The organism is Pseudomonas sp. TAE6080 (assembly GCF_018732265.1).
Classification (GTDB): Bacteria; Pseudomonadota; Gammaproteobacteria; order Pseudomonadales; family Pseudomonadaceae; genus Aquipseudomonas; species Aquipseudomonas brenneri.
In genome coordinates this window covers 29,205-48,105 of the sequence record NZ_JAHIDY010000009.1, presented here as the reverse complement: position 1 = coordinate 48,105, position 18,901 = coordinate 29,205, and the positions used below count along the sequence as shown (strand labels likewise).

At 64.3% G+C, this 18,901-nt stretch carries 5 protein-coding genes; 1 reads left to right on the top strand and 4 read right to left on the bottom strand.

The features are described 5' to 3' along the window. The first annotated feature begins 196 nt into the window (after nucleotides 1–196). Entirely contained in the window at nucleotides 197–12,505 is a 12,309-nt protein-coding gene (locus KL786_RS09030) for a filamentous hemagglutinin family protein (RefSeq protein WP_215517373.1), read from the top strand. Nucleotides 12,506–12,775: 270 nt separating this feature from the next. On the opposite strand, the gene KL786_RS09025 is transcribed toward KL786_RS09030, so the two are convergent. From KL786_RS09025 to KL786_RS09010, 4 genes are all read right to left on the bottom strand, one after another. After that, nucleotides 12,776–13,597 (bottom strand): hypothetical protein, encoded by an 822-nt coding sequence (locus KL786_RS09025; RefSeq protein ID WP_215517372.1) that lies wholly within the window; start codon nucleotides 13,595–13,597, stop codon nucleotides 12,776–12,778. Then, a complete protein-coding gene (locus tag KL786_RS09020; protein ID WP_215517371.1) occupies nucleotides 13,594–15,195 on the bottom strand; it encodes a hypothetical protein in 1,602 nt (533 codons plus the stop codon). Before KL786_RS09020 ends, KL786_RS09025 begins: the two co-directional genes overlap by 4 nt. 85 nt (nucleotides 15,196–15,280) lie before the next feature. Next, nucleotides 15,281–17,017, bottom strand: coding sequence for a DUF8225 domain-containing protein (locus KL786_RS09015; RefSeq protein WP_215517370.1), 1,737 nt, complete (start codon nucleotides 17,015–17,017; stop codon nucleotides 15,281–15,283). Next, a complete protein-coding gene (locus KL786_RS09010) occupies nucleotides 17,014–18,831 on the bottom strand; it encodes a tyrosinase family protein (RefSeq protein ID WP_215517369.1) in 1,818 nt (605 codons plus the stop codon). Before KL786_RS09010 ends, KL786_RS09015 begins: the two co-directional genes overlap by 4 nt. Between the last annotated feature and the right edge of the window lie 70 nt (nucleotides 18,832–18,901).

Genomic DNA, 18,901 nt, shown 5'->3' with positions numbered 1-18,901 from the left:
TGCAACACCTGATCAGCAACGGCCTGTGCCGTTGCTGATTTTTTATTTGCCTACCCGCCAACACCGGCCCCAGTAGCCGTTGCCGAGGGCGGTGGGCGCTAGATGAATTTTGCATGACAGAAGTTCAGTCCCGTCCCTCGCCAACCGCCTAACTCCCATACGTGATGTGCATCTCAACACACAAGGATGATTCCAGATGGTCCGCTGCAAACCACCGGTTAACCTGAATGCCCGCGGCCCGCACGGCCAGACAGTCTTGCGCCTCAAGCCGTTGGCCCATGCCATTGCCTTGTTGCTGGTGGCGGGCAGTGCCCAGGGGGCCACGGCGTTCAGCTCCGGCTGGTTTGCGGCCAAGGGCGCGTCCCAGGCGGCCACGGCGGCGCGTCCGGGGGCGCAGGTGCCGGGGATGCCGCCGCCGTTGTCCCAGCAGGCGCGGGTCAACCAGCAGATGCAGCGCTCACTGAGCACGCTCAACAACAGCGTTGCGGCGATTGCCGCCCAGCAGGCCGCGCAGGCGGCGGGGCGCCAGGCAGCGTTGGGGCAGGTCTCGACGATTCCCGATGGCCTGGGCAAAGGCGGCTTGCAGGTAGACAACAGCCTCACCCAGGGATGGATCAACGCCAAGGGCCCGACCCAAAGCCAAGCCGGTGGCCAGACCACGGTGAGCATCGAGCAGACCGCCGACAAGGCCATCCTCAATTGGGAGACCTTTAACGTCGGGCGCTACACCACTGTCGACTTCCAGCAGCAGTCCAACTGGGCCTTGCTCAACCGCGTCAATGACCCCAACGCGCGCCCCAGTGAAATCCAGGGCCAGATCAAGGGCGCTGGCACTGTGATGATCATCAACCGCAATGGCGTGGTGTTCAGCGGCAGCAGCCAGGTCAATGTGCGCAACCTGGTGGCGGCCGCAGCGAATATCAGCGATGAGCAATTCACCCAGCGCGGGCTCTACGTCGACGCCAACGGCACCCAGCCAACGTTCACCGATGCGGCGGGCAAGGTCCAGGTGCAGCGCGGTGCGCTGATCCAGACCCATGATGCGGCCACGTCCACCGATGCCGGTGGCTATGCCTTGTTGTTGGGCTCGGAAGTGGAAAACGCCGGGACCCTCATCACCGCCAAGGGCCAGACGACCCTGGCCGCCGGCGACAGTTTTTATATCCGCAAAGGCGTGGGCACCACCGGCAATGCACGTTCCACCACACGCGGCAATGAAGTCGCCAGCAGCCTCAAGGCCGGCAGCAGCGCGGGCAGCGTGACCAACAGCGGCCTGATCATGGCCGCAACCGGCGACATCACCCTGACCGGCCACGCCGTGCAGCAAAACGGCGTCGCCCTGGCCAGCACGTCGGTGGACACGCGTGGCACCATTCACCTGCTCAATTCGTCCAGTGACACCACGGGCAGCGTCAGTCTTGGCGAAGGCAGCACCACCGCGATCCTGCTCGACAGCAGCGGCTCCACCGCGCTCAACAGCCAGCGCGAAAATGGCCTGGTCAATCTTGACGGGCTGGCGAACCCCTTGATCAGCGGGCAGTTCAATAACCTGGGCAGTGTGGCCGACCGTACCGATCAGTCGCGCATCGAGATTGTCAGCGGCGCCACCGTGGACTTCCAGAAGGGCTCGATTACCCTTGCCACCGGTGGCCAGGTCGCGGTCAGCGCCGGCCAGCGCAGCCTGGTGCGCGACGGTGCGATGATCGACGTGTCCGGCGCCATCGGCGTCAAGGTGGCGATGCAAGCCAACAACATCAAGATCAACGTGCAGGGCAACGAGCAACGCGATGCGCCGGTCAACCGCGATGGCGGGCAGTTGATCAACAACGATGTGTGGGTCGACCTGCGTGAATTGGTGTTTGTGCCAGCGGGTACCAACGGCTACGCGACGGACCGCTGGTACACCGCCGGCGGCCTGCTGGAAGTCGGTGGCTATCTGGGCACGCAAGGGCACGCGGTGGGTGAGTGGATGGCCCAGGGCGGTACCGTGACGTTTACTGGCCGTGACGTCGTGACCCAGCAGGGCGCGCAGATCAATCTGTCGGGCGGCACCGTGGATGTCCAGGCCGGTTATGTCCAGCAAACCTGGCTCAAGGGGCCGGACGGGCGCTTGTACGAGCTGTCGAAAGCACCGGGCGATATTCTCTACAGCGGGCTTTACAAAGGCTTTGAAGACACCAGTGAGCGCTGGGGCCGGACCGATCTGTATTACAACCCGTTGATCGCCCCACAGCGTCGCTTCGAGGCGGGTTACACCGTGGGCCGCGATGCCGGCAAGCTGGTGGTGGGTACGAGCAGTGCGGTGCTTGAAGGCCAACTGCTCAGTGATGTGTTCCAGGGCGATCGCCAGACCCAGGCACCGAACATCAACCTTGACGGTTATCAGCAGTCGCAAAAGGCTCAGGCCCAGCGTGCGCAACTGATCATTGGCCAGTACACGCCGATCTTCAACAAAAGCACGGGTACCCTGCGTTACGCCCTGACGCCGGGCATGGAGCAGGTAGTGATCGAGAGTGGCGCGCCAGCCATCGCCGACAGCCTGGACCTGAGCGCCGCGCTGCCGGCCGGGCGCCAGGGCAGGCTGGTGCTCGACAGCGAGCAGCTCAACGGCTTCCAGTTGGGCGCGATCAAGGTGGGTGCCAAACAGCAGATCACGGTCAATGGCGCGTTGTCGGTGGCGGACGGTGGCGATATCACCCTGTACGCGCCGCAGGTGGCGGTCAACGCCAACCTGACGGCCCATGGCGGCAGCATCAATGCCGGCAACGTACTGAGCCAGGTCAACCTCAATCGGCAGAATGGCGTTGAAGATGTGATTCTGGCGGGGAGCGGGCAAGTCGCTGTGGCCTCCGGGGCGGTGCTGGATGCCTCCGGGCGTTGGAGCAACCTGGCACTGCAGCCGTCCATCATCGGTGGCGTGGCTTACGCCAATGGCGGCAAGGTGTCGCTGCGCAGCACCGGCGATGTGAGCCTGGGGGCGGGGAGCCTGGTGCAGGTGTCTTCGGGCGCGACTGCCGGCCAGGATGGCAAGGTCAGCGGGGGCAAGGGCGGCAGCGTGACGTTGGACGCGCTGGGGGCGCTGGTGTTGGGCGGTGAGATTCGTGGTTACGGTGTCAGTGGTGGTGGCACCCTGGCGTTGCAATCGCACAAGGTGCTGATCGGTGAGGCAAGCACTCCAGACGCGGGCACCCTGCAACTGGCGGGAGACTTTTTCAACAAAGGGTTCTCGGCGTATGACATCACTGGCAATGAAGGGTTGATCGTCGCTGACGGCACTCAGGTCGCGGTCGACATGCCGGTCTACCGTGTTGGCGAGCAGGTGCAGACGGTGCCGAGCGGCAGTGATCCGGCCAGCCTGATGGAGCTTTGGACACCCCCGTTGTATCAGCAGGATGCGCTCAACAGCGTGCTGAGCCAGCGTCGAGGCGCCAGCTTGAGCCTGACGGCCGGGCATCAGGAGTCCACCGCTGCGCAATTGGCAACTACGTCGCTGAGCGTGGGCCAGGGGGCGGTCATCACGGTCGACCCGGGCCAGGCGATCAACCTGCGCAGTGTCGGCCAACTGACGCTCAATGGCACGCTCAACGCCTGGGGCGGCAGCGTCAGCCTGAGTGGCCTGAACGTGGCCAGTTCCGAGGCGGTGAATGCCGCGGGTCACGGGCGTTCGATCTGGGTTGGCGAGCAGGCGCTGATCGATGTGGCCGCGCGGGCGGCGAGTGCCGTGGACAGTCGTGGCCGCAGTTATGGCCTGGTGCGCAATGGCGGCACGATCAGCCTCGGCGGCGAACTTGACCTCGCCACCGGCATTGCCAAGGCCAGTGATGTGTTTGTGGTGGTACGCGATGGCGCGCGCCTGGATGCTTCCGGTGCCCAGGCGGGCCTGGATCTGCCGGGTCGGGGCCGGGTGCAGGTGGCCAGCAATGGCGGCAGCATCAATATTGCCTCCAACAATGGCCTGTACCTGGACGGCAGCCTTGTGGCCCAGGCCGGCGGTGCCGGTGCATCGGGCGGGAGCCTGGCCCTGGCCCTGGAAAGCCCTTATTACATCAAGAATGCGGTCTCCGACCGGGTGCTCAAGCCACGGGAGCTGGTACTCAGCCAGACCCGACAGGACAGCACCCTGGCGGGCACTGCCCAGGCTGCGGCTGTCGAGTTGGAATATGGACATGCTCGCCTGGGCGTGGATCAGGTCAGCGCCGGTGGCTTTGACAACCTGGCATTGCTGAGCAATGGCCTGCTGAGTGTTGACGGTGATCTATCGCTGCAGATGGGCCAGAGCCTGCGCCTGTACAGCGGCGCCCTCGGCCTGAGTGAGAATGCTGCGCCAGATGCCCGGGTCAATCTGTCGGCACCTCACCTGCTGTTGGCGGGCATCCTTGCGCCCTTGGAAGCCAAGGATCAATACCTGCATCCGGTGTTGACCAGCGCCATGTCGCAACGCGCCACCGAGGCGGTGTTCAACGCCAGCGCCAATCTGCTGGAGGTACGCGGCAATGTGTTGTTCGGCAACAAGAGCAGCCTGACTCAGGCCGACAATAGCCAGGTGAGTGTCGAACGGCGTGGTTTCGATGATGTGCAACTGAGCAGCCAGGGTGACCTGCGTTTCCTCGCCGGGGCCAGCGCGGATGCAATCGCCCTGGGCATCAGTACCCAGGTCATGACCCGGGGCGACATGACCCTGCGGGCAGCGCAGTTGTACCCGGCGACCGAAGTCGGGGCACGGGTGCTGGCTGGCTACGTGGACGGGGTTGCCGGCTACGACCCGACGCGTACCCTGACCATCGCCAGTACTGGCAACGAAGCAGGCGCTGTCCCTTACTCGGCCTTCGGTCGCCTGCAACTGGGCGGCCCGACCATCCAGCAGGGCGGGGTCGTGCGCGCCCCCCTGGGGCTGATCGAAGTCGGCATCCTGGGCACCCAAAAAGTCGAGCTGCTGCCCGGTAGCCTGACTTCGGTGAGCGGCAAGGGCCTGGTGTTGCCCTACGGTGGCACGGTGGATGGCCAGGTCTACCAGTACAACGGTAAGACCGTGTCGTTCCTTGGCCAGGGGGCGATTGCGAACCTCAATGGCGACCTCAATGTGGGGGTGATCCTTGGCGGTCAATCGGTGGCGGTGCTGCCAGAGGCCACGCTGGACCTGTCCGGTGGCGGCGAATTGCTCGGCGCCGGGTTTATTTCCGGACGCGGCGGTTCCACCGATGCGCGCTACAACCCGCTGATGCAGATCGGCACCAACGGCGGCTTTGTCCTGCCGGGCCTGGGCAGCAACCCGGTCTACGCCATCGTGCCTGGGGTGCAGCCGGGTTATGCCCCGGTGGCACCGGAGGGCGGTGCGGTAGACCCGTTGATCGGCCAGCAAATCACCCTGGACGTTGGCGTACCGGGACTGGCTGCGGGGACCTATACCCTGATGCCCTCCACCTATGCCTTGATGCCGGGGGCGTTCCGTGTGGAAATCAACGGCCTGGCGGGGCGCGGGACCGAAGACGTGCCACAGGCACTGCGCAATGGCTCATGGGCGGCTGCCGGGCGCCTGTCCATCGTCAATACCGGGATCAGCAACCGTGTGGCCAGCCAGCTGATCCTGACTTCGGCCGACACCCTGCGCCGTTACTCCCAGTACAACGAAACCGGTTATGCCCAGTTCGCCGTGGCCGATGCCGCCAAGCTCGGCGTGCCACGGGCGTTGCTGCCGGTGGATGCCAAGACCTTGAAACTGGCGTTGAACCCCGGTGGCGGGGCAGACGCCTTTTCCTTCGCCGGTATCGGCCGCTTCGAGGCGGCAACTGACGGTTATGCCGGCACGGTTGCGGTGATGAACATGGGGACCGGTGGGATGGAAGTGGTGGCGCCAGGCAAGGCGGCCACTGATGGGTTCGGGGGCGTCACCGTGAGGGCGGACAGCCTCAACGCCCTGGGCGCGGCACGCCTGATGATTGGCGGGATGACCCAGGTTTCGTATGGCCAGAGCGGCAACTACATCAATGTGGTCGGCGCCAACAGCGGCTCTATCACCTTGCGTGAAGGGGCGAACCTGGCCGCACCGGAAGTGTTCCTGGTGAGTACCACCGGCGAGATCGTCATGGAGCAGGGCGCCTCGATCAATACGATTGGTCGGGGCAAGGCCAGTTATGACGCACGCGACGGTTTTGTCTACCAGGTCGCGAATATGCTGGCGGTCTCCAACGGCTTGCTCAACGTGGTCAACGCCGTGCAGGCGGGCGGTGCTTCCAGTGGCGGCATCAATCTGGGGGTGTGCAACAGCGCGCCCTGCAATGGCCAGACTGCCCTGTATTCAGACGGCAGTATCGTCGCCCTGACCGACAAGACGTTGCAGATGGGGGATGAGGTGCGCTACGGCACCCGTCATCTCAACCTGGGGCTGGCCAGCATCAACGTCGGCAGCCCGCAAGCGTTGGCCGAGGCGGCGGCCGGCAATCGCCTGCCGGCCGGCATGACCCTGACCCAGGATGTGTTGAATCGCTTGTTGCGTGGCGACACGCAATTCGGCGCGCCGGCCCTGGAAACCCTGCAACTCTCGGCCCGTGACAGTTTCAACTTCTATGGCTCCAGCACCCTCGATACGTATGACGCAGTGACCGGCAAATCGTTGCTGAGCAACCTGATGCTCGCCACCCCGGCGATCTACGGGGCCGGCAGCGCCAGTGATGTGGCGAGCATTCACACCGCCAACCTGATCTGGCTCGGTGCTCAAACACCTGCCGGCGCGGCAATCGCGGGCGGGGCCGGCAGTGGTAGCGGGCGCCTGGATATCAGCGCCGAGCGCATCGAATTGGGTTATGGCGATTTTGCCCAACCGAGCACCACCCAGCGCTTCGACCGCCTCGCGTTGGGATTTGCCGACGTCAACCTCAAGGCCAGCGAGCGCATCACCGCCAACCACAAGGGCAGCCTGTCGGTCTATCAGCGCCAGGGCGCTTACGACCCCATCAAAGGGTTTGCCTACACGGGTGGCAACTTGAACATCCTGGCGCCGTTGCTGACCGGTGAGGCGGGATCGGTCAACCGCATCACCGCCGGTGGCGTACTGGATATCGCGGCATCAAAGGGTGTGCGTGGCAAGGTCGAAGGCCAGGGCGGTGAGCTGGCGTTGCAGGGCGACAGCATCCGCCTGGCCAGTGCGGTGGTGTTGCCCAGCGGCAAGGTCACCCTCGATGCGCGTGGCGACGTGGTCTTGAGCGATGACGCACTGATTGATGTGGCCGGGCGCGCCATCGTCTTCAACGATCTGACTAAATACGGCGCGGGTGGCGAGGTCTCGTTGCAAAGCCGCGAGGGCAATGTGCTGCAGGCCGCAGGCTCGACCATCGACCTGTCGGCGCAGCACAACCAGGCGGGCAAGCTGCGGGCGGTGGCGGTGGGTGAAGCCGGCGGTGTGGTTGACCTGGCGGGCAAGCTCCTGGCGGGCAGCAGCGGTGACTACGATGCCGGCGGCACGCTGGTGCCGTACCTGGCCGGTGCGGTTGAGGTCCAGGCCCAGCGCCTGGGCACTCGCGGTACCCTGGACGAGCAGTTTGCTGCTCTCAACCAGCGGCTCAACCAGGGCCAGGTATTTGGCGCGCGCAGCTTCCAGCTCAAGCAGGGCGACCTGAGCATTGGCAATGACATCAAGGCCAACAGCGTCAGTGTCTCGCTGGACAATGGCAGCCTGCGCGTTACCGGGCGGGTGGATGCCAGTGGCGAGCGGGTGGGCAGCATCAACCTGCTGGCCAAAAAAGGCCTGGCCCTGGACGGCAGCGCCGTGCTCGATGCCCATGGCAGCCAACTGCGAGTGGACAGCCATGGCCAGATCATCGATGCGCCGAACCGCGCCACGGTGGTGCTCGGTTCGGGCCAGGGCCAGTTGACCCTCGCCGATGGTGTACGCATTGACCTGCGCCACGCTACCGAGGCGGCGGGCAATGATGGTCGCAGCCGTGGCACCCTGGAACTCAATGCGCCGCGCTTGGGCAGCAATGACATTGCCATCGATGCCCGTGGCCGCCTGGATATCCAGGGTGCGCGCTCGATTGCGCTCAACGGCATGATCAGCTACGACGACGCTGCGACCAAGACCGATGCCACGGCCAGCGGGCGCCCGTACCAGGCGATTGACCAGAAGTACCTCGACGCCAAACATGCCCTGAGTGTGTTGTTCATCAACGCTGCCCTGAAGAACAACGACCTGCTGCAAAACAAACTGGCAGGCTTGAACAACGCCACCTATGCCGACGCTTTCCATCTGCGCCCGGGCGTGGAGATTGTCAGCAAGACGCCCCAGGGCGATCTGGTGGTGCAGGGCGATCTTGACCTCTCCGGTTATCGTTACGCCAGCCTCAACCCGCATACCCAGAAAAACGCGGATATCTACGGCTCCGGCGAAGTGGGTCGCCTGACCCTGCGCGCCGGCGGCGACCTGAATATCTACGGCAGCATCACCGACGGCTTTGCGCCGCCACCGCCGACCGACGATGACAACGGCTGGGTATTGCGCCCCGGTATCGATTACACCGGTGGCACCCAAGTGGTGCCGGGTACGGGCGTGACCCTGGCTGACGGCACGAAGTTTCCGGCGGGTGCGGTGCTCAACTTCGATGTGTCGATCAAGGCCCTGAGCCTGGCGAACGGTACACGGCTGCCGGTGCCGGTGACCCTCAGCCAGCCTCTGGTACTGCCTGCGGGTACGGTGCTGGCGGCAGCGATACTGGATGCCTCCGGCAAGGAGCTGTTTGCTGCGGGGACGCTGCTGAGCCAGAGCCAGACCCTGGCGAGCGGCACTGTACTGGGGGCCGGCACCCTGCTGACCAGCAACACCAGCGTGCGGGCGTTTATCTGGCCCAAGGGCGTGCCATTGCCCGGGCGCCTGGGCAGTACGGCATTCGTGACCCTCAATGGCAGCAAGGCGCTGCCCCGTGGCGCACTGCTGCCGGCAGGTACTGACGTCAAGTTGTCGGGCGGTGTGAAGTCGGTGAAGTTGCGCGTCGAGGAGGCGGGGCGCCAGGGCAAGAACTGGGGCGTTGCGCCGATGCTGACGGAAGGCTCCCAGGCGTGGTCGATCCGCCTGGTGGCCGGGGCCGACACCCAGGCGGCTGACAGTCGGCTGCTGCAGCCGTATCCGTCGACCGGCAACCTGCGCCTGGCCGACAGCCATTTCGGTATGTTCGCCGAGGGTGTGCTGGTGTGGACCGAGCAGGGCTCCATCGACAATTACGGCGACACCAGCATGGTCGGCAAACCCGTGAGCGCCGGCAACCTTGGAACATGTACTGACTACCCCGGTTCCTGTGAGTCCGGCGGTGATGCCTACAGCCTGGTGGCAGGGGGCAGCAGCCGTTTCAGTGTGATCCGCACTGGCGCCGCCGACCTGGACCTGCTGGCGGCTGGCAACCTGAGCATGGAATCGCTGTACGGGGTCTACACCGCTGGCAGTTCTTCCACGGGCACCTCGGCCAACGACCCCTACAACCTGCCGCGGGCACTGGGCGAAAATGGCAAGGTGCTGGGCAATAGCGTGGGCGGCAACGAAAAACTGGTCAACGGCGGCGCCGACAGTGTGTACCGCGCCTGGTACCCGCAGGCGGGTGGCAACCTGTTGTTGAAAGTGGGCGGGAACCTGACCGGTAACATCACAAGCCCGTCACTCAGTGTCTCGGGCCGCCCGGTCAGGAGCGATCGTGGGCAAGACTCGGCGAATGTCGGCAACTGGTTGTGGCGCCAGGGCAATGGCTTGAGTGGCCCTGAGGCGCAAGCCACTGCCTGGTGGATCAACTTTGGCTCCTACGCCACCAACCTGGCCCAGGCGGGAGGCGCCGACCAGATGCTGGGCTTCACCGGCTTCGGCACATTGGGCGGGGGCAACCTGAATGTCGAGGTGGGCGGCGATGCCGGGATCATCCGGCCGTTGGCTGCCGGTTATGTACCTCAGGCGGTGAACTTGCGCAGCCAAGGGGTGGTGTTGGCGGTGGGCAGCAGCGGGCGCGTAGCGGCTGATGGCAGCCTGCAATTGACCGGCGGTGGCGACTTGAACCTGCGGGTTGGCGGCGCGGTGAATCCAGGCAGTCAGATCGCTATGGATCACCTCAATGGCGCGCTGGTGAACCTGCGCGGGAATGTGCAGTTGACCGGCGGTGCCCTGGGCAGCCTGACCTTGCGGTATGGCAGCCGGGCTATCGACCAGAGCCCCAGTGAAGTCCGCGCCTATGACCCACTGCGCGCCACATCGGCCTCGGCGGCCGGTGGCTTGAGCCTGTTGCCCGGTGATGCGACCTTCAACCTGGCCACCCGTGGGGACCTGGTGTTGCAGGATGTGGCCGATCCAGGGCGCGTCGCCCAGACAAATGCCCTGGCCTACGTTAACAATGGGGTCAACGGCGTCGGGCAAAGCTGGTTCAGCCTGTGGACCCGCAACACGGCAGTGGACCTGTTCTCTGCCGGCGGCAACCTGACACCGCTGACCCAGACCCTGGAAACAGACATGGCGGCAGTCTATCCCGCCACATTACGTGCGGTGGCCGCCAGCGGCAGCCTGTATTACGGGCGGGCGGCGACTGCGAACCCCGGCTCGATGCCAGCGCTTGCGGCGCTGGTGCTGGCGCCATCGGCCAACGGCCAATTGCAGTTGCTGGCTGGGGATTCGATCTATGGCGGCGACCTGACCGTCAGTCGCTCCAGCGCCGCGCCGGACAGCCTGGCAACGATCCTCAACCCGGCGTTCCTGGGCTTTGCCAACTCCCTGCCGATCGCGGGCAGTGGCAACCTTAGCGGTGATAGCAATATTGCGCGCCTGGGGCTTTCCCCACTGTTCACCTTCGGTGCCAACACGGCCAGCACGTTGTGGGGCGATACCCTGGACCCTGCGCGCTTTTATGCGCTGAGCGGCGACCTGCTGGGCGTCAACAGTGGGCGTGCCCTGACCATCACCAGTGCCGGTGACCCGCGTGTGGGGCAAACGTTTTATGAAGGCGCAGGTCCGGTATGGATGCTGGCCGGGCGTGACATCGTCAGTAGCGGCACGCGTCTGGGTGGCGCCAGCGGTGGTGAATCGGCGACCGGTGAATATGCTTTCGACGCCAACCTGTTTGTGCATAACGGCCTGACTGATGTCTCCATCGTCAGTGCCGGGCGCGACATTCTCTATAGCAGTTTCAATGCGGCGGGGCCCGGTACGCTGGAGTTGATGGCAGGGCGCAACATCCTCATGGAGGACAAGGTCAGCGTCAACAGCCTTGGCGCTGTGGCAGCGGGTGATAGCCGTCCCGGTACGAGTATCGTCATGCAAGCCGGAGCCGGCCCCAACGGCCCGGACTACCGACGTTTTGTCGAGGCTTACCTGAACCCTGAGAACCAGTTGCAAGCGGGCGAACCCTTGACGCTGCTGGGCGGCAAGGTTGCCAAGACCTACGAGCGTGAACTGCTGGACTGGCTGGCCGGGCGTTTCGGCTTTGTCGGTGACAGCCAACAGGCCAGGGCCTATTACGCGGCGCTGCCAGCGGAGCAGCAGCGGGTGTTTGCCCGTGAGGTGTACTTCGCTGAACTCAAGGCTGCCGGCCGCGAGTACAACCAGGCCGGTGGCGTGCGCGAGGGCAGCTATGTGCGCGGCCGGGCGGCGATTGCCGGGTTGTTCCCGGACAAGGACGTGGCCGGTAATACCATTGCCTACAAGGGCGATATCACACTGTTTGGCGGCGCCGGAGTGCACACCAACTTCGGTGGTTCGATCCAGATGCTCACGCCGGGCGGTGGCCAGACCTTCGGTATCGAGGGCGCGGCGCCACCGTCGACGGCCGGGGTCATCACCCAGGGCGCGGGCGATATCCAGCTGTATTCCCTGGACAGCATCCTGTTGGGCCAGAGCCGGATCATGACCACCTTTGGCGGCTCGATCATGGGCTGGTCCGCTGCGGGCGATATCAACGCCGGGCGGGGGTCCAAGACCACCGTGGTCTACACCCCGCCACGGCGGGTGTACGACAACTGGGGCAATGTCAGCCTGTCGCCGTCGGTGCCGAGCACCGGGGCGGGCATCGCCACCCTCAACCCGATCCCGGAAGTGCCGGCGGGGGATATCGACCTGATTGCGCCATTGGGCACCATTGATGCGGGTGAGGCGGGGATCCGTGTGTCGGGCAATATCAACATTGCCGCGCTGCGGGTGGTCAACGCGGCGAATATCCAGACCCAGGGCAAATCGTCGGGGGTACCGGTGTCGGCGGCGGTCAACACCGGGGCGATGAGCTCGGCCAGTGCGGCGGGGGCGGCAGCGTCCCAGGCGGCCGAAGACGCGGCCCGCAATCAACAGGCAGCGGCGCGCCAGGGCAGGGCGTCGATTGTGACGGTGGAAGTGCTGGGGTTCGGCGCGGAGCCGGTGCAGCGGGGGCAGGAAGAGGCACGCAGGGCGCCGGCGTATGACCCGCACAGCCCGGTGCAGGTGTTGGGGGCGGGGCCTTTGAGTGAACAGGCCAAGGCGCGGTTGACGGATGAGGAGCGGGGGCAGATTAGTTTGTAGGGAGAGTGTGCATATCCGGTGTCGCGGCTACCCCGGCATCCTGCCGGGGTGCCGACTGCGCAATACCTGCCTGCGGCCATCGTGGTTTAACGGGGCGCCTAAGATCAAAAGCAAGAGCAAAAGCAAAGTGCGAAGCTGCTTACCTGTGGGAGCGGGCTTGCTCGCGAATGCGGTGTATCAGTCACCGCAAGCGTTAGCTGGTCCACCGCATTCGCGAGCAAGCCCGCTCCCACAGGGGTACGCGTACGCTTCGACGATCAGGCGCCTCGCCTAACGCTGACAAGGATCCGTCTTGTTCAACAAATTCCCCGTCGAATACCAGACCCGTTGCGCCGCCGGCCCCAGGTCCAACGCCACTGGCGCATCCGCCCGGCCTTCGAGCAAGGTCGGATAGACCCCAGGCTTGAGCGGCGACTGGCAGACAATCGGCAACGACTGCACGGTGGTGAAGTTCAAATCCACCGTAGACACCAATTGCGCCGCCGAAAACGGCGCTGGCGGCCCAGGCAGGGTAATGATCTCCTGGAAGTCCGGATCCTGGGCGATGTAGTGGGTCAGGTGCGCCTCCTTGCCCCGGCCAAACAAGGTGTACACCAGCTGTTTGGGCCGGTCGATGCCCAGGTTGAACGGCCGGTAGATCACCACCGATTGAACTGTCACCGGCACGTTGTCAAACAGCACCGGCCCTGGTGTACCGCCGCCGTCATTGGAGTAACCGTCATAGATCGTCGCCTTGAACGAGGTCACTTCACCGGACTTGAGTTGGGGCAAGGTGAAGGTGTCGTTATCGACGTTGATCAGGTTATACGGCTTGCTCGGATTGGCCGCGCGTAGTGCCTGGTACTTGGTCATCACGTCAGCCGGCAGGCTGGCCTGCAGGACGATCTGGTACATGTGTTTTTCCGTGGTGAACATCGGCATATGCACCAGGAACAAGGTCTGCGAACCGACCATGAACATGCCGTGGTTGCCCGGTACATCGGCATCGGCGCCGTTGCTCACGGCGTGCAGTTCGTGGGCCGAGTGGGCGAGGGCGTGGGGGCTGAGGACTGTCAGCAGGGCGAGCAACAGGGTGGCAAGTGAGCGTTTCATGGTTGGACGTCCTTGAGGGTTTCGAAAGCCTGTACACGTTTGATCAGGCCTTTTTGTGTAGCCGAGTCGGCATTGTTGAACAGGAACGAGAAGTCCGAGGCCAGGGTGGTACTGCCGGCGATCGTCGCGTTCTGATGGCACACGTTGCATTCCTTGCCCTGCACGTAAGTTTCCATGGTGGTGTTGGCCACCGGCACGTTGTCCTGGCTGATGAAGGCGCCGTACGACAGCGGTACCGTCGCTTTGGGCCCCGGCTCCGGTATGTTCGGCGGCGTCGGTGAGGTGATCCACAACACGTTGATCAACTTGTAGTACTGGAACACTGACTGGCCCTGGGTCTGCTGGGCGAAGCTGGCCTGGACTGCGGCGTTGAGCGCCTGCATTTCTGAGGGCACGGGGTTGACCCGGGTGGTCTGTACCGGCTGGTCCCGTGGGTAGGGTTCGGTGCATTGGCGATCCGGGTTGTGCTGCTGGCATTGGATGCGCGCCACATTGGGCGTGCACACGTCCGGGCCACCTGTGCAGTCGGGGTTGTTGAAGGTGAAACCTTCAACCGGCGGCTGTTGTGCGGGCACTTGGCCGGGTTCGGGCACATTGTCGACCTGTTCGAAGGTGGTCCAGATGAAGTTCGGTGAGCTTTGGGTCTTGTTGATGATATGCAGGCCCACCAGGCCCACTACCTGCTGGTTGCATTGCAGGGTCGCGGGGTCCTTGAGCCAGGCGACGGTGGTCAGGTAGCGTCCGTAGAGCTGGGGCTGGCCGGTGAGAATCCGCCAGGCGGCCTTGAGCTCCAGTGCTCCGAGTTGGTCCTGGGGCAGCGGGGTCTTGGGCATCGAGCGCAGCTCCTCGCCAGCGGGCAGCGACAAGCCGGCCGGGTGCTGGCCGTCGACGTTCTGCGCCACGGCCAGTTGCTGGGCGGCGTCATACAACTGGTTGTTGACGATGTAGTTGAATTCGGCCTTGCCCACCTTGCGTTCGAAATACACCAGGTTGCCGGTCTGATCGGTCAGCCAGCCGCCGGCCGCTTCCATGATCGGGTCAGGAAGGGTGGCCAGGGTGCCGCTGGACAAGTGAAAGCGATGCCGGGCATTGATTGCGCTTTCCGAGGTGGCGTTCATGAACTTGCGCGCCCCTACCGACAAGGCTTTGAGGCTGCCCTCGCTGCTGCAATTGGACGGCACCAGTGTCTGTACGCCCCAGCCTGTGGGCGGTCGGGCGCCGGGCAGGAAGATATCGTTGGCGTCTTTGTAACTGGCCCACACCGGTGCGGTGGCCATGGGTTGCCCTGCGGCCTGGGGCACGCCAAATTGCGCCATGGTGATCTTGCGGTTCGGCTCGCCCGCGAGGGCCGCATTGGCTGGCCATCCGGGATCCACTGGCCAGTTCAGGGCAATAAACAGCTGCCAGCCAAAGCAGTCCATAAAGCTCTGGCCGGTGGTGTTGAAATTGTTGACGGGCAGAAAACCGCCGCTGTTGGGATCGAACACCAACTGCTGCTGGACGCAGGTGTCGGCATCCGATGCCTGGGCCGAGGGCAGGAAAAACAGGGACAGCAGCGTGCTGACCAGCAGCAGTTTGCTCAAGCGGAACTTGTGCATGATCGCGCTCCTTGCATGAAGGTGAAGCTGATAACGGTCCTGTAGGCGCTGGCAAGCCAGCTCCTACAGGGGGCGGTGTTTGCCCTTAAGTGGACGGCACCAACGCCAGCCCGGACTCCCACGGATGGTCCGCCGCGCTGACGTTATCCGCCTCGCCCGGGTTGAGCGCGCGTACCGTCACCAGCCCAGGCGCAGCGTTTGGCGCGACGGTGATGGTCATGATGTAACCCTGGGTCCCACCGGAGTTGGTCTGCCCGGGAATCGCCGAGGCATCGGGCAGAAATTTCGTGACCTGCGCCGTGACCCCGGGGTTGCTGAACTGGATCCGCGCGGTGGCGGCGGTGGTCTTGAGGTCGGCGCCTTGTACCACCAGGGCAAACTGGTTGCTGGTGCCTTGGGCGAGCCAGGCCGGCAGGTCGGTGGGCGACTGGCCGTAGAACAGGTCCAGCGGCAGCAATTGCACCGGCCAGGGTTGCAAGCCATTGACCCGGTCCTGCACACAAGGCGACGACGGCGGCGTGCTGCTGATCGGCGTGGCGGTCACACTCAGGCCCACCAACAACTGCTGGGCAATCACCCACACGTAGTCGACAGCCTGGCCGTTGATGGTGATGTCATTGATCGAAAATCCTGCGCTGGCCGGCACTTCAAACACCGCCTGCAGAATTTGGTCAGAGCCGTTGACCGCTGATTTGGCGGTGCCTCGGGTAATGCGCCAGTACTGGCTGACATCCTGGCCCTGCGGGCCTTTCCACGCCGAGAAGTTGGTGGGCTGTTGCAGGTACAGGGCGATGGGGTTGGTCAGCGAAATCCGGTTTTCGACGGCCACGCCGTTGGCCGCAAAGCCGATATGCGGGTCGGAGTTGCGATAGTTCTGCCCGTATTGCGCGCAGCAGATCAACGATTGCGGGCTCTGGCTGCTGCTCAGGGGGCGCATGATCGTGGCCGCTGCCGCCAGGTACACCTCGGCGCTGAGGGTGTTGGGGCCGGAAGTCAGGTGCATCGCGCCGCCGAACTGGCCGGGGGTGCAGGCGGTGCCGGCGTTCCACTTGTTGACGGTGTCGTAGGCGGGCTGGCCCGTGGTGGGGTCGATCACCGGGTCGCCGGCCTTGCCGGTCGGGCAGTCGGCGCTATAGCGCAGGTACAGGTCTTCCAGTTGTACGGCCGGGTCGATGTAGTCGCGATACAGCCCCAGCACGGCATTCGGATCAATGCGCCACATCGCCAGGAAGTACGCCGGGTTTTCGCTGGTGAAGGTGATCTTGCGCATGTCGCCATTGGCATCGCGCACAATTGACCATTCGCAGTATTCGTCCAGCCAGCCCCGTGGCCCCGAGGGCGAGAAGTCTTTGTATTTACCCTGCCAGTCGATGCTCGGGCAGCGGGTTACCGGCAGTTGCAGCAGGGTGCCCTTCTTGTCCGGGTCGTACAGGCTGTACAGGGTGTCGTTGATGGTGATCTGGCCGTTATCGGTCAGTTCCATGACTTGTTGCAGGGTCATGGCCTTGCCGCCCAGTTGCGGGATCACCGCCGTGCCGTTGCTGTAGAAAAAGGTCCACAGTCGGTTGGGGAAGGGCTGCCAGGTGATCGCAGGCGGGGTGTCGGGGCCATAACCCTCGACCAGCGGGTTGTAGTAGCCCGAGCGGGGCGCGTCATACAGGCCCGACCATGGGTTACCGATGATCGCGGCCTCGGTCCAGCCGGTGACGTCGTTGTTCCAGTCGGTTTCAAATTGCGGCAACTGGTTTTCCAGGCCCAGCTTGTTGTAGTCCTTTGGCGCTTGCCCAGCGGGGGAGGTGAATTGCTTGAAGGGCGTGCTCATGTCAGATCTCCATGGGGTGTGGGGGTAGCTGCACAGCAACCGGCACTCGGGGGAGGGTCGGCAACGGTCTGGCGCGGGTCGTCCCACACCAGTTGGGCGATAAAGCCAGGCAGCGGCGCGTACTCTTGCGGCGCCAATACCCGGCCACTATCGAGATGGGTGACCAGCAGGCTCAACTGCACGGCGTGCGTGGGGCCAAGGTGCAATGCCGTGGCACTGCGCGCGGCATTCAGCGCACGGCACACGCCGTGGGTGATGCAGCGACCCTTGTCATCCACCAGCCCCATGCCAATACGACTGAAACGCCCGACGTAGTGCGGGTTATCGGCGTTGACTTGCTGTGGCGTGGCGTCGGGCTGGTTGAGGAAGACGTCGATCAGGTAGGTGTCGTGGGTGCAGCGCACATGGTCGAACACCACCCACGGGCCGCTGGCCTGCACCTGCTCCTGGACAGGCGCGGCACTGTGCGGGCAGCAGGCTTTCGCGCTGGCGCGGCGTGCGCCAAACGGCGGCGCCACTGGCGTGCCGTAGTCATAGCCGATATGCCGGCTGTCCTGGGCCATATCGCCCAGGGTGGTATAGCGCCAGGCATCGGCACTGGTGAAGGTCACCGTCTCGGCCTGGCTGCCGGCAAACGGCTGGAGCAGGCACTGGGTGGTGTACTGCGCCGCCGGGTTGGCGCGGATCCAGAGTTCCAGCACACGGTCGATATTGGCGTGGTAGGAGCAGAACACCGGGTCAAACGCGGTGTAGGCGTTGTCGGCCATATCGCCACCGATCCAGCCGTGATAGTTGTCGTGGGGTTGCTCGTAGAGGCCATCGAAGTTCAGCGTGCGGTTGGGGTACAACTCGTCTTTTTGCGGTGGATCAAACACGGTGATATTGGCCCAGGGATACCCCGGCACGCCCTGGGGCTGGCTGAAGGTCTTGAACGTCAGGGCGTCGACCACCTGCTGCTGGAAAATCCGGCTCATCCCATACAGTTGGGTGCGTTTGAGGCGCTGCTGGTCACCCTGGGTATAGAACAGCGGGTTGCGTTGCACGAACCGGCAGTCCACGCCCTCGACGTTGCCCGAGGCACAGACTTTCGAGCGACCGTCCTTGGCCGCCGCATACCGCAACGGGTTGCGCCGCACTTCACCGCTGTGCGGGTGTACATAGGTTTCATCGAGAAAGGCCTGGGGCAGGCCGGCCTGGGGGCTGCCATCGACACTGGCGTCCTCGGCCATCCAGTCCCAGTACGGGATCGGGCAGTCGATCAATGCTTCCAGGTACAGCAGGTAGGCGCGATGCCACAGGGCAAAGGCCTCCTGGTAATGCAGGCACCAGTTGGTGTGGATATAGGCATAGCGCTGCCAGGGCGAGCCGCTGTCCGGGTTGCCTATCTGCATCACGTCGTCAAGCCGCGCGCGGTACAGGTCCAGTTGTGCCTGGCTCAACGCGCGGATGTCCTGGCGCACGCGCTTGACCGGGTGCGGCAGGTCTGGAGGCGGGATGCGCTCGGCGATGTCGAACGGCGAAAAGCTGTTCAGGCGCCAGCCCTGGTTGACCCACAGGCGGAAGGTTTCCAGGGCATCGATGGGCCAGAACTGCCGATCATCCAGGGTCAGCGGCATATTGCGCGACGCCAGGTGCTGGTAGATGGTTTCTGACCAGGTCTTGACCGAATCGGGGTCTTCGAGGAACACGTCGTAGGCGTTCATGCAGCGCACCCACGAGCCTGCGACGATGGCGCGATCTGCGGATGGTATCCAGTAAGGCGCGGTGAAAAGCCCTTGGATATCAGCGGTCCATGTCGGTTTGGCGACTATCATAGGATCCCTCTCATGCGGCCCCCATGCTGGATCTGCCGGGGCTGCTAAGCTGGATTTGATAGTAACGGGC

What these genes read in the sequence shown, in the direction of transcription:
- KL786_RS09020 (WP_215517371.1), bottom strand. Translation starts at nt 15,195, where the DNA reads ATGCACAAGTTCCGCTTGAGCAAACTGCTGCTGGTCAGCACGCTGCTG.
- KL786_RS09010 (WP_215517369.1), bottom strand. Translation starts at nt 18,831, where the DNA reads ATGATAGTCGCCAAACCGACATGGACCGCTGATATCCAAGGGCTTTTC.
- KL786_RS09030 (WP_215517373.1), top strand. Translation starts at nt 197, where the DNA reads ATGGTCCGCTGCAAACCACCGGTTAACCTGAATGCCCGCGGCCCGCAC.
- KL786_RS09025 (WP_215517372.1), bottom strand. Translation starts at nt 13,597, where the DNA reads ATGAAACGCTCACTTGCCACCCTGTTGCTCGCCCTGCTGACAGTCCTC.
- KL786_RS09015 (WP_215517370.1), bottom strand. Translation starts at nt 17,017, where the DNA reads ATGAGCACGCCCTTCAAGCAATTCACCTCCCCCGCTGGGCAAGCGCCA.